The organism is Peribacillus kribbensis DSM 17871, from assembly GCF_000430765.1.
GTDB lineage: Bacteria > Bacillota > Bacilli > Bacillales > DSM-1321 > Paraperibacillus > Paraperibacillus kribbensis.
Genome location: NZ_KE387239.1, coordinates 366,424 through 376,683, shown reverse-complemented (window position 1 = coordinate 376,683; position 10,260 = coordinate 366,424). Strand labels below are relative to the sequence as shown.

Annotated in this window: 13 protein-coding genes and 1 riboswitch; of the genes, 6 read left to right on the top strand and 7 right to left on the bottom strand. The window is 43.6% G+C overall.

The features are described from left to right. Positions 1-18 precede the first annotated feature (18 nt). A riboswitch (cobalamin riboswitch) is annotated at positions 19-207 on the bottom strand. A gap of 150 nt (positions 208-357) precedes the next feature. The 3 genes from H539_RS0117940 to H539_RS0117930 all read right to left on the bottom strand — a co-directional run bounded on the left by H539_RS0117940 (position 358) and on the right by H539_RS0117930 (position 3,598). After that, positions 358-762 carry a YugN-like family protein gene (locus H539_RS0117940; protein ID WP_026694656.1) on the bottom strand — a complete coding sequence of 135 codons (405 nt, stop codon included), beginning with the start codon at positions 760-762 and terminating at the stop codon, positions 358-360. A gap of 192 nt (positions 763-954) precedes the next feature. Then, on the bottom strand, positions 955-2,301 hold the full coding sequence (locus H539_RS0117935) for a glucose-6-phosphate isomerase (RefSeq protein WP_026694655.1): 1,347 nt from the start codon (positions 2,299-2,301) through the stop codon (positions 955-957). Positions 2,302-2,434: 133 nt separating this feature from the next. Beyond that, positions 2,435-3,598, bottom strand: a complete 1,164-nt coding sequence (locus tag H539_RS0117930; RefSeq protein WP_026694654.1) for an iron-containing alcohol dehydrogenase — start codon at positions 3,596-3,598, stop codon at positions 2,435-2,437. 180 nt (positions 3,599-3,778) lie between these two features. Here H539_RS0117930 and H539_RS0117925 point away from each other — a divergent pair, with 180 nt between their 5' ends. Beyond that, a complete protein-coding gene (locus H539_RS0117925) occupies positions 3,779-4,018 on the top strand; it encodes a DUF378 domain-containing protein (RefSeq protein WP_026694653.1) in 240 nt (79 codons plus the stop codon). Positions 4,019-4,110: 92 nt separating this feature from the next. Here the strand turns inward: H539_RS0117925 and H539_RS0117920 are convergent, their stop codons facing one another. Then, entirely contained in the window at positions 4,111-5,310 is a 1,200-nt protein-coding gene (locus H539_RS0117920; protein ID WP_026694652.1) for an ornithine--oxo-acid transaminase, read from the bottom strand. 311 nt (positions 5,311-5,621) lie between these two features. Then, entirely contained in the window at positions 5,622-6,026 is a 405-nt protein-coding gene (gene yugI / locus H539_RS0117915; protein ID WP_026694651.1) for a S1 domain-containing post-transcriptional regulator GSP13, read from the bottom strand. A 161-nt stretch (positions 6,027-6,187) separates the two neighbouring features. Between yugI and H539_RS29000 the strand changes: the two genes are divergently transcribed. After that, positions 6,188-6,403, top strand: coding sequence for a helix-turn-helix domain-containing protein (locus H539_RS29000; RefSeq protein ID WP_035323091.1), 216 nt, complete (start codon positions 6,188-6,190; stop codon positions 6,401-6,403). A gap of 236 nt (positions 6,404-6,639) precedes the next feature. On the opposite strand, the gene H539_RS0117905 is transcribed toward H539_RS29000, so the two are convergent. Then, complete coding sequence (locus tag H539_RS0117905) at positions 6,640-6,900, bottom strand: transporter suffix domain-containing protein (RefSeq protein ID WP_026694650.1); 261 nt, start codon at positions 6,898-6,900, stop codon at positions 6,640-6,642. 158 nt (positions 6,901-7,058) lie between these two features. Between H539_RS0117905 and H539_RS0117900 the strand changes: the two genes are divergently transcribed. Both H539_RS0117900 and H539_RS0117895 read left to right on the top strand, forming a co-directional pair. Next, on the top strand, positions 7,059-7,319 hold the full coding sequence (locus H539_RS0117900; RefSeq protein WP_026694649.1) for an alpha/beta-type small acid-soluble spore protein: 261 nt from the start codon (positions 7,059-7,061) through the stop codon (positions 7,317-7,319). Positions 7,320-7,449: 130 nt separating this feature from the next. Further along, positions 7,450-8,298 carry an alpha/beta fold hydrolase gene (locus tag H539_RS0117895; RefSeq protein WP_035323083.1) on the top strand — a complete coding sequence of 283 codons (849 nt, stop codon included), beginning with the start codon at positions 7,450-7,452 and terminating at the stop codon, positions 8,296-8,298. A gap of 6 nt (positions 8,299-8,304) precedes the next feature. Here H539_RS0117895 and H539_RS0117890 read toward each other — a convergent pair whose 3' ends face one another. Beyond that, the gene (locus H539_RS0117890) at positions 8,305-8,565 is read right to left on the bottom strand and encodes a DUF1871 family protein (RefSeq protein WP_026694647.1); all 261 of its coding nucleotides are present in this window, start codon (positions 8,563-8,565) and stop codon (positions 8,305-8,307) included. A 90-nt stretch (positions 8,566-8,655) separates the two neighbouring features. Between H539_RS0117890 and H539_RS0117885 the strand changes: the two genes are divergently transcribed. Both H539_RS0117885 and H539_RS0117880 read left to right on the top strand, forming a co-directional pair. Continuing rightward, positions 8,656-9,828 carry a MalY/PatB family protein gene (locus H539_RS0117885; RefSeq protein ID WP_026694646.1) on the top strand — a complete coding sequence of 391 codons (1,173 nt, stop codon included), beginning with the start codon at positions 8,656-8,658 and terminating at the stop codon, positions 9,826-9,828. A gap of 40 nt (positions 9,829-9,868) precedes the next feature. Further along, positions 9,869-10,057 (top strand): hypothetical protein, encoded by a 189-nt coding sequence (locus tag H539_RS0117880; protein ID WP_026694645.1) that lies wholly within the window; start codon positions 9,869-9,871, stop codon positions 10,055-10,057. Positions 10,058-10,260 lie beyond the last annotated feature (203 nt).

Sequence of the window (10,260 nt, the reverse complement as noted above, 5' to 3'; positions counted from 1 at the left end):
CTTCCCACCGAAGCATAAGTACTTCTTTCTTTAAAAGCAGGTCTCCTGGCTCAGCGCGGCTTTCTTTCCAAAGCCTAAAAGCCTTCCCGGTTTGGCCCGGTGGCTTTATCATTCTTTAACACGCTTACAGTAGCGGGGGCTGCACCGGATTTGCACCGGTTTCCCTATTATCCCTATCATGAGGGCACTCTCAAAGATATTCAGTTCATGTCCATTTTAATGGATAAGTCTGATTTTGCATAGCTTCATTTACTAGAAGAGTATTTTTAAGAAAGAAAACAGGTGCATATTTTTTGTATGTACATTAGGCAGCGTTGAGGCTGAGGGAGGAAATCTCCCCCCATCCTCCAATCGGCATCAATCCAGTAATAGCGACTCTAATTCCTGGACAAGCGATCTTCCCAGCCCCACATACTTTTCAGGAAATTCTGCATCAGGATCTTCAGGTTCCTGGAATTGATTAAATGCGGCAGATACATTCCCAATGTTGGAATGATCATCAAGTCCACCTTCATATCTATGGGCAAGCAGGAAGGGCCTTTCCATTTCAACCGCGGCTCCCCTTGAGTCCAGCTGCCCGCTCTTGGTACGGAAAGGAACCCTTAAAAATTGATATCCATGACTATCGTCAATTTTATAATCAAAATATCCGTGTTCGTAATCCCAATTTCCGCCGATTGTATAACCTATAGGCTTCAGGCTTTGTTCTAAATCGAAAAGCGAAAATATTTCCCCTTCAATTCGGGAAGCAATTTTTATCATAGAACACACCCCTTGTTCCAGGTTAATCTTAGGATACCCCAAGGGACTGGATTATCTGTGCTTACTGTGGTGTTTATTCTAGCCAGTTTTCCCACAAACGGACAATAAAAAGAGCCCGGAACGAGAACATTCCGAACTCTCTCTATCACACCAGCTGGATCTCAGGTAGAATCCCGCGGGCTTTTTATCAGACTACAGGCGCTTCTCAAGTTCTGCCTTTTTCTCTTCAAATCCAGGTTTGCCAAGGAGAGCAAACATGTTGACTTTATAAGCTTCCACACCTGGCTGATCGAATGGATTGACTCCAAGCAGATAGCCGCTGATGCCGCAGGCTTTTTCAAAGAAATAAACCAGATACCCGAATGTATAAGCGTCCATCGCAGGGATGGTAACAACAAGGTTTGGAACTCCGCCATCCGTATGGGCAAGCAGGGTGCCCTGGAATGCCTTATTGTTTACAAAATTCACCGTCTGCCCTGCAAGGTAATTCAGGCCATCCAGGTCATTTTCCTCTTTTTCGATATTAAGGGAGTGACGTGGCTCTTCCACCTTAATGACCGTTTCAAATAAATCTCTGCGTCCTTCCTGGACATATTGACCAAGCGAATGCAGGTCAGTTGAAAAGTTAGCGGAGGAAGGATAAATGCCTTTTTGGTCTTTCCCTTCACTTTCTCCGAATAGCTGCTTCCACCATTCAGAGAAGTACTGAAGTCCCGGTTCATAGTTGATAAGCATTTCAATGGTTTTGCCTTTGGCATAGAGAATATTTCGCACGGCGGCATATTGATACGCCATATTTTCTTCGATATCTGGCTTGCTGAACTCCTCGCGGGCATCCGCTGCCCCTTTCATCATGTCTTCGATGCTGGCTCCGCTTACGGCAATAGGCAGCAGTCCGACTGCAGTAAGGACAGAATATCTTCCACCGACATCATCTGGAATGACAAAGCTTTCATAGCCTTCCTCATCTGCCAGAGTCTTCAGGGCGCCGCGGGCTTTATCCGTTGTTGCATAGATCCGCTTTTTCGCCTCATCAGCACCATATTTATCCTCCAGGATCTTGCGGAAAATACGAAAAGCGAGGGCCGGCTCTGTTGTCGTACCGGATTTAGAAATCACATTAATGGAAAAATCCTTTCCTTCCAGCAGGTCCATCAAGTCTCTCATGTATGTAGAGCTGATATTGTTTCCGGCAAACAGAACCTGGGGAGTTTTTCTCTTTTCCTTCGGCAATGCATTATAAAAGCTGTGCTGAAGCATATCCACGGCTGCACGTGCACCCAGATAAGAACCTCCGATCCCGATCACGATTAAAATGTCGGAATCCGATTTAATTTTTTCCGCTGCTTTCTGAATCCGGCTGAATTCCTCTTTGTCATAATCGACAGGAAGATCAATCCATCCTAAAAAGTCACTTCCCGCACCTGTTCCCTCATGAAGAGTTTTGTGAGCCGTCTTAACTGCATCCTTTAGATAAGAGACCTCGTGCTCCCCGAAGAAAGAGAGTGCGCTTGAATAGTCGAATTTTATATGCCCCATCTTAATCCTCCTTTTAACGGCTGTCTTGAATGGCCGCCCTAATAATATAAGTTACCCTGTTTAGTCTTCCGAATTCTTATGTTTTAAAAAAAGCACACATTTTATAAAAAATGTGTGCTCTTACCCGGTTGTATTATAAAGAAGCCCTGTATACCGCTAAAACATCGTCACGGTTCAGCTTTTTAAAGTTGCCGAATTCCCCGTTAGCCATAGCCTTATCTGCCATAACCTCAATTTTTGACTCATCAATATCATAGTCAGCAAGGCGTGAAGGAGCTCCTAAGCTGCTCCAGAAATCGCTGAGCTTCTGGATGCCTTCAAGAGCTGCTTCTTCATCAGATTTACCTTCCGGATCAACACCGAACACCCGGACTGCAAGCTGTTTGACTCTGCCGACATTTTCATTCATCACATGGCGGATATAATTAGGGAACAGAATGGCCAGACCGCCTGCATGCGGAATGTCATAAACCGCCGAGACAGCATGCTCCAGATTGTGAGTAGCCCAATCTCCGCGGATCCCCATAGAAACCATACCATTCAATGCAATGGTTCCGGAATAAAGAATGGTTTCCCGGGCCTCATAATCCTCAAGGTTTTCAAGCAAAACAGGTGCAGTTTCAATAACCGTCTGCAAGATGGATTCACACATTCTGTCTTGCAGAACTGTGTTCGTTCCCTGATGCAAATAAGTTTCAAGAACATGCGACATCATATCGACCATACCATAAATCGTATGATTCTTAGGCACGGTAAATGTATTTTCCGGATCCAGGATAGAAAATTGCGGGAATGTAAGCGGGCTGCCCCAGCCGTATTTCTCCTGAGTTTCCCAGTTCGTTATAACGGATCCTGAATTCATTTCAGAGCCTGTAGCCGCAAGAGTCAGGACTGTTCCAAATGGAAGGGCCGCTTTTACTTCTGCCTTTTTAATGACAATATCCCATGCATCTCCATCATATTTAGCACCCGCAGCAATGGCTTTCGTACAATCGATTACACTTCCTCCGCCAACAGCGAGGATAAAATCGATTCCTTCAGTTTTACAGATGTCTACACCTTTCCGGACCGTTGTAATCCGGGGATTAGGCTCAACGCCGGAGAGCTCATGAACCTCTACGTTGATGTCTTTAAGAATCGTCATGACTTTATCGTAAAGACCGCTCTTTTTAATGCTTCCTCCACCATACACAAGAAGAACTTTTTTTCCGTAAGCCGGTACTTCGTTTTTGAGCTGATCCAGCTGATCCTTGCCAAATATCAATTTAACAGGATTTTTAAAAGTAAAATTTAACATATTTTTCAGCCTCCTTCGCTCTTTATTATGCTAAATTTGCGGGACAATATCAAAAAATTAGATTGAAAAAAGAATGTTTTTCGATCTCTCAGTTCTAAATTCTAAATTCAGTGGAGGAGAATAATTTCCGTCATGTTATACAATCTATAAAATGAACCATCAATTAAAGGAGGGTATAACATGAGTGCTATTCAACGAGTTGCCCTAGTACTTACTATAATAGGTGCCATCAACTGGGGATTGGTGGGTTTTTTCCAGTTTGACCTTGTTGCTGCCATTTTCGGAGGCCAGGATTCAGCACTTTCCCGGATCATTTATGGTCTTGTGGGAATTGCTGGTCTGGTAAATATCGGTCTTTTATTTGTACGAGATCCACAGGAACGGACTGCAAGAGACCCGGAAGCAAGACCAACCCGTTAAAAAAAGCCTTGTTTAAACAAAACATAGCCCAAGCATTTGGGCTATGTTTTGTTATTCTATCTAAAATGCATAAATATTTGCCTGGCTGGGGATTAAGACAGTACTTTTTTGATTCGCTCGATTGCCCAGTCCAAATCTTCTTTGGAGATGATTAAAGGAGGGGCAAACCGGATGACCGTATCGTGTGTTTCCTTGCAAAGAAGACCTTCCTCCTTTAACTGCTCACAATAAGGCCGTGCAGGCCCGCTAAGTTCAACACCGATGAATAAGCCTCTTCCCCGGACTTCCTTAATCATCGGGTTGTTGATTTCTTTTAGTTTCCCGGCAAAGTACTCGCCAAGCTCAAGGGATCTCTCTGCAAGCTTTTCCTCGACAATTACATCAAGTGACGCAATCGAGACCGCGCATGCCATAGGATTTCCTCCAAAGGTTGAACCGTGTGACCCAGGATTGAAAACTCCCAGAATGTCTTTGTCTGCAACTACGCAGGAAATCGGAAACACTCCTCCTCCCAATGCCTTTCCTAATATATACATATCCGGCTCGACATCTTCCCACTCGCAGGCGAACATTTTGCCTGATCGCGCTAAACCGGCTTGAATTTCATCTGCAATGAATAAAACGTTATGTTCATGGCATAAATCCCTCGCTGCCTTCAAGAAGCCTTCCTTAGGGATTATGATGCCTGCCTCCCCTTGAATGGGTTCAATCAGGAAAGCAGCTGTGTTAGGAGTGATTGCATTCTTTAAAGCATCAAGATCGCCGAATGGAATCAGTTTAATTCCGGGAAGCATAGGTCCGAAACCACGCTTATATTCCTCTTCGGATGAGAGCGAAACTGCTGTCATCGTCCGTCCATGGAAGTTTCCAGTACAGGCAATGATCTCGGCCTGGTTATCGCCCACTCCCTTTACGTCGTAAGCCCATCTCCGGGCAGCCTTGATCGCCGTTTCCACTGCTTCTGCCCCGGTATTCATCGGAAGGGCCATATCTTTGTTTGTAAGACCGCAGATTTTTTCGTACCATGGTCCCAGCTGGTCATTATGGAAGGCACGGGAAGTCAGGGTTACCCGGTCTGCCTGGTCCTTCAGCGCCTGGATGATCTTCGGATGGCGGTGTCCCTGGTTAACCGCGGAGTAGGCACTCAGCATGTCCATATACCTGTTTCCTTCCGGATCCTTCACCCAAACTCCTTCCGCTTCTGAAATAACAATCGGCAGGGGATGATAATTGTTGGCTCCGTACTTATCAGTCTGCTCAATCACACGATTTGACTTCGTCTGCACTGTCATCTTTTATTCCTCCATTCCGAAACTTCTCCTTTATTGTACATGGTCATCAGGGATAAAAAAACCAAAAGTTAAAAGCGCTTTCGAGGAATAAAAAGGTATGCCGCATATTTATGTTTTTCAATTTATGAATATAGAAAAGAGACTGATATTCCCTTTCTCATTTAATTGAGGCGGAAGGTGGGTAACGTTCATAATCCTTAAAAATGTGGATGCAAACAAAAAACCGGCTGTTTCAGCAGGACTCATGTCTATGGATCGTTCCATCCTTAGAGCATGGCCCGTGCTGTACAGCCGGAATTCATGTAAGCTTATTACTTCTTGATCAAGTCCTCGCGCTGTGACTGATCAATCCACTCTTGCAGCTTGTCCTTTAGAGTGTTGAAGCCTTCTGTGCTTTCAGCAACAGTTGAAGACTTAACTGTTGCCTGGCGTTTCTTCGGTGCTTTTTTCTGTACCTGAGGACGCTCAGGGGCTTCCTCTGTCGCACGGATGGAAAGGCCGATTTTACCGGCATTTTCATCAATAGATAGGACCTTTACATTTACTTCATCGCCCACTTTAAGATGCTCGTTGATATCTTTTACAAAACCGTGAGTAATTTCAGAAATATGAACCAAACCTTGTGTAGAATCGTCGAGTGCAACAAATGCACCATAAGATTGAATTCCCGTTACCTTACCTTTAACTACTGAACCTACTTCGTATTTTTCAGACATGAAAACACTCCTATATATTTATATTTTTTCTCCTTATATACGCAATTAAAAATTATAACACAAGCCCGTCCTTTAATCAAAATTATCTTAGATTGTACTGCACCTTTCCTGGGTTCCGCTAATAAAATAGTACACACGTCTGGTATATTGGAGGAATGCCTATGTCACAGCTGGGTCAAAACATAAAAATTTTAAGGGAAATGAGAAAGTTAACGAAACAGGAGTTAGCCTTGAAAATACAGGTTGGGACTCATGTAGTGGAAAAATATGAATCGGGAGAAAAGGTTCCTGATTTGCTTGCACTATTACGATTGTCCAATGTACTTGAAATCCCCGCAAGTGAGCTTTACACAAGCGGCACGGTCCCTTATGTATGAGCCTCACGATAATCATCCAGGATATTTCTCCTCTGAATTTCTTCAAATGTTTCAGATTTTTTGTATAAATATTGATGAACTGGAAATAATGTGTGATAAGGCTTTCTAGCTTTCTAGTATTCCCCCCCTTTATTTGAGGCTTTCTTTTAGTTTCTGTCTATTTGACACCTGGAATGAAAATTCCAGGAAGCTGGTCCCAGCGAAGGAACTTGGAAGACAGCCTCCTTTTTTTGGTTTCAAGGCCGCCCTTTTATTTTTTGATACCAGCTGGCCGGATTAACCCAGCGTTTATACGACTTTGCCGCTTCCTTTCCAGCTAGCAGCACCCCTATCCAAAACAAAATTTCTGCTGTCACGATCAAAACCGCCGATAAGCCTGCTTTCCCTCTTCCAGAAAGGTCTAAAAAGGGAACAATAAAAGGAAAACACCAAATTAATGTGGAAACTGCCATTAATACAAGACCTATGATTAATGGAGATTTTTGTTTGAGTTTCATCTTTCGGCTCCATTTCTTTTTATTTTTCTTCCAATTTATATGAGAGAATGATTCCATCATCAAAAGGAACATTATGAAAGACTTCAAAATTTTTAAGAAGTCATTCATCCATACCCTCTATATAGAGCCTTTAAAACTAGAAGGAAAGGAGAAAATCGATGTCCCGAAGAAGGAACCGCATTCTTGTGCCCGAAGCCCGGCGGGCACTTGACGACTTGAAGGCAAGAACTGTCCACGCCGATATTCCAGAGAATGCTAAATACGAAGCAGCTAAAGAAATGGGTGTACCTTTAGAAAAGGGCTATAATGGCCGACTTACTTCCAAACAGGCAGGTAAAGTGGGAGGAAGGCTCGGCGGAAGCATGGTAAAGGATTTAGTCAGGATGGCTCAAGAAAGTTTGACCAAAAGAAATAGCTAAGTGAATAATACAAAAATGCAGAAGTCCCCGGCAGGCCGCCTGGGATTTTTTTATTAAACCATTCTTGCCTATTAGAGAGAGTTTTTATCACGGGAAGGGTAAAATATTTGTAAAACAAGGAGGGGTAACTATGAAAGCCTTACAAACTTCGGAAAACACGGGCAGGAGGATGACCATCTTAGGCCACGACATTTATTATGAATACTATCCACAGAATCCTTCTGCACCAACCATCATGCTAATCCACGGTTTTTTATCATCCTCCTTCAGCTTCCGCAGGCTGATCCCTTACCTCCGGCAGGAATATAATATTCTATCTATGGATCTCCCTCCTTTTGGAAGCAGCGGAAAAAGCCAAAAGTATCTGTATTCAAGCCGCAACCAGGCTCTTCTTGCCCTTGAGCTATTAAACTGCCTGGGTATCAAAAAAGTACTTTTGGCAGGCCATTCCATGGGCGGCCAAATCTGCTTGAATATGATGCAGCAGGATTCTGAAAGAGTGGAAGGGGCAGTCCTTTTGTGCAGCTCGGGGTATATGCAGAAATTAGGCAGACTCCTCGTAATGAGCAGCCGCCTCCCTTTTTTTCACCTGCTTGTAAAGCGCTGGCTCGAAAAGTCAGGCGTTGAAGAAAATCTTCGAAGTGTCGTGTTCAATCAAGAAATGATCGACCAGGATATGATTGATGGATATATGGAGCCATTTCTTGATGACCAAATATTTAAGGGGCTTACAAAAATGATAAGGGACCGTGAAGAAGATCTTAACACAGAGGATTTAAAGCAGATCCAGACTCCCTGCCTTCTTATTTGGGGAGAGCAGGACAAGATTGTTCCCCTTAGGGTCGGCCAGCGCCTGGAGAGTGATCTTCCACATGCAAAGCTGATTGTATTTAATCATGCAGGCCATCTTTTACCAGAAGAAGAACCGGAAAAAGTATTCACCTGCATAAAAGAGTTTATAGATGGAGGTATCAATTAGAAAAGTTTATAAAGAACAGGATATATCATTTTTCAACAGGATAAGTGTATGGGCGGCTTCCAGGCACTTTTCCGTACTGGGTGCTTCACCAAATGAGAAGTCGAGAGTTTCCTTTATTTTCTGGGCTACGATCCGCGGATTATCCGTTACATACAGAATCCCCATGATGTCTGCCTTTTCTGTATCATAAGAGGCTTTCCCGATGTTTAATGGATCCCATTCTTCCAACCACTGAGTTAATTGTATGGATTTAGGCTGTTTATTCAAAAAATTCACTCCATTTAGTGTTTTTAACAATAATAAACGTCCATTATATAGTATCATAAATAAATAATCATTTTTAATGGGGTGGTATACATGCTGGACATCGATTTTCAGGAAATTATAGAACGAAAAAATACCTCATCCTTAAAGTGGGATGCAGTGGGCGAAAGATTCGGCGATTCCAGTCTTCTTCCTATGTGGGTAGCAGACATGGATTTCCCGGCACCTGCAGAAATCGCAGAGGCATTAATACATCGGGTGAATCACCCCGTATACGGATATACCATGCCAAGGAAAGGACTCTACCAGACTATTACTGAATGGATGGCAAAACGCCATAATTGGAAAATTGAAGATTCATGGATCCAGTTCAGCGCAGGTGTAGTGTCCGCTTTAGGTATCTGCATCCAGGCATTGACTAAGCCGGGAGATAAAGTATTAGTTCAGTCACCTGTTTATGCACCATTTTTCAACATGGTTAAGAAAAATGACCGCGAGCTTGTAAACAATCAGCTAATCTATGAGAACGGCCAGTACGCGATAGACTTCAAGGACTTTGAAGAGAAGCTGAAGACCGGTGTCAGGCTTTTCCTTTTATGCAGTCCCCATAATCCCGGAGGCAGGGTTTGGAGTGCCGCTGAATTGAACAGGATCGGGGAGCTATGCCGTAAACATGGGGTTATCATCGTTTCTGATGAAATTCATGCAGATCTGGCTCTTGGAGACCGGGTTCATATCCCGATTGCTTCTCTAAGCAGGGAAATTTCAGAGATTACAATCACTGCCATGGCTCCAAGCAAAACCTTTAATATCGCTGGCCTTCAAGCTTCTGTTGTCATTTCAGAGAATGAAGAACTCCGCCAGAAATTCCAGGATATCCAGGATGCACGGGGCTTTGACGGATTAAATATTTTTGCCCTGACCGCTATGGAAGCAGCCTATCAAAAAGGGGCGCACTGGCTTGATTCTATAACCGGCTACATTCAGGAAAATGCGATAGCTGCAATGGAGTTCATTAAGAACGAGATTCCACATGTATCCTGCATGGCGCCTCAGGCCTCCTTTCTATTATGGATTGATTGCAGAGATTTACATATGAGCGATACTGCCCTTCAGAAACTTCTGATCGAAAAAGGCCAGCTCGCCCTTGATCCGGGTACGAAGTTCGGCCCGGGCGGAGAAGGCTTTATCCGCATGAATATCGGCTGTCCCCGCGGGACACTGACTGAAGGCTTAAACCGGTTAAAGACAGCCCTGACCGACTAAAAAAACATTCATAAACGAGTGAATATGGAGAGTGGGCCGAATGAAGCTGGCTTTTATATTGGTGATTATTATAGGAGTCTTTTCCCTGGTCGGAACTTTTATGCTTGGCGGGAAAAGCGATGAACATTACAGTACGGCAACACGGGGAAACTTATCCAGACTGACATGGCTGTATGTGATTCTGGCACTCGTACTTTTAGCCGGGATCGGCATTTATGTGATCATCTAAACTCAATTTTTAAAGTCTTGTGAATGCCAGTCAAGCATGGGCATACACAAGACTTTTCCGTTTTTTACCAGAGTTTTAAACAGACGCTTACATAAGCTAACGGAAAAAACATAGGAGGAATTTTCATGCCCCGTGACAAGGTGGATTTCTTTAATAAGGCTGCCATTGCTTTTATCCTGATGATTTTACTCGTCTTAGCTGTG

Bases quoted from the DNA above. Each gene is read 5' to 3' on its own strand.
- H539_RS0117940 (WP_026694656.1), bottom strand. From the start codon at position 762: ATGATAAAAATTGCTTCCCGAATTGAAGGGGAAATATTTTCGCTTTTC.
- H539_RS0117885 (WP_026694646.1), top strand. From the start codon at position 8,656: ATGCTGGACATCGATTTTCAGGAAATTATAGAACGAAAAAATACCTCA.
- H539_RS0117900 (WP_026694649.1), top strand. From the start codon at position 7,059: ATGTCCCGAAGAAGGAACCGCATTCTTGTGCCCGAAGCCCGGCGGGCA.
- H539_RS0117905 (WP_026694650.1), bottom strand. From the start codon at position 6,900: ATGAAACTCAAACAAAAATCTCCATTAATCATAGGTCTTGTATTAATG.
- H539_RS0117920 (WP_026694652.1), bottom strand. From the start codon at position 5,310: ATGACAGTGCAGACGAAGTCAAATCGTGTGATTGAGCAGACTGATAAG.
- H539_RS0117880 (WP_026694645.1), top strand. From the start codon at position 9,869: ATGAAGCTGGCTTTTATATTGGTGATTATTATAGGAGTCTTTTCCCTG.
- H539_RS29000 (WP_035323091.1), top strand. From the start codon at position 6,188: ATGTCACAGCTGGGTCAAAACATAAAAATTTTAAGGGAAATGAGAAAG.
- H539_RS0117930 (WP_026694654.1), bottom strand. From the start codon at position 3,598: ATGTTAAATTTTACTTTTAAAAATCCTGTTAAATTGATATTTGGCAAG.
- yugI (WP_026694651.1), bottom strand. From the start codon at position 6,026: ATGTCTGAAAAATACGAAGTAGGTTCAGTAGTTAAAGGTAAGGTAACG.
- H539_RS0117935 (WP_026694655.1), bottom strand. From the start codon at position 2,301: ATGGGGCATATAAAATTCGACTATTCAAGCGCACTCTCTTTCTTCGGG.
- H539_RS0117895 (WP_035323083.1), top strand. From the start codon at position 7,450: ATGAAAGCCTTACAAACTTCGGAAAACACGGGCAGGAGGATGACCATC.
- H539_RS0117925 (WP_026694653.1), top strand. From the start codon at position 3,779: ATGAGTGCTATTCAACGAGTTGCCCTAGTACTTACTATAATAGGTGCC.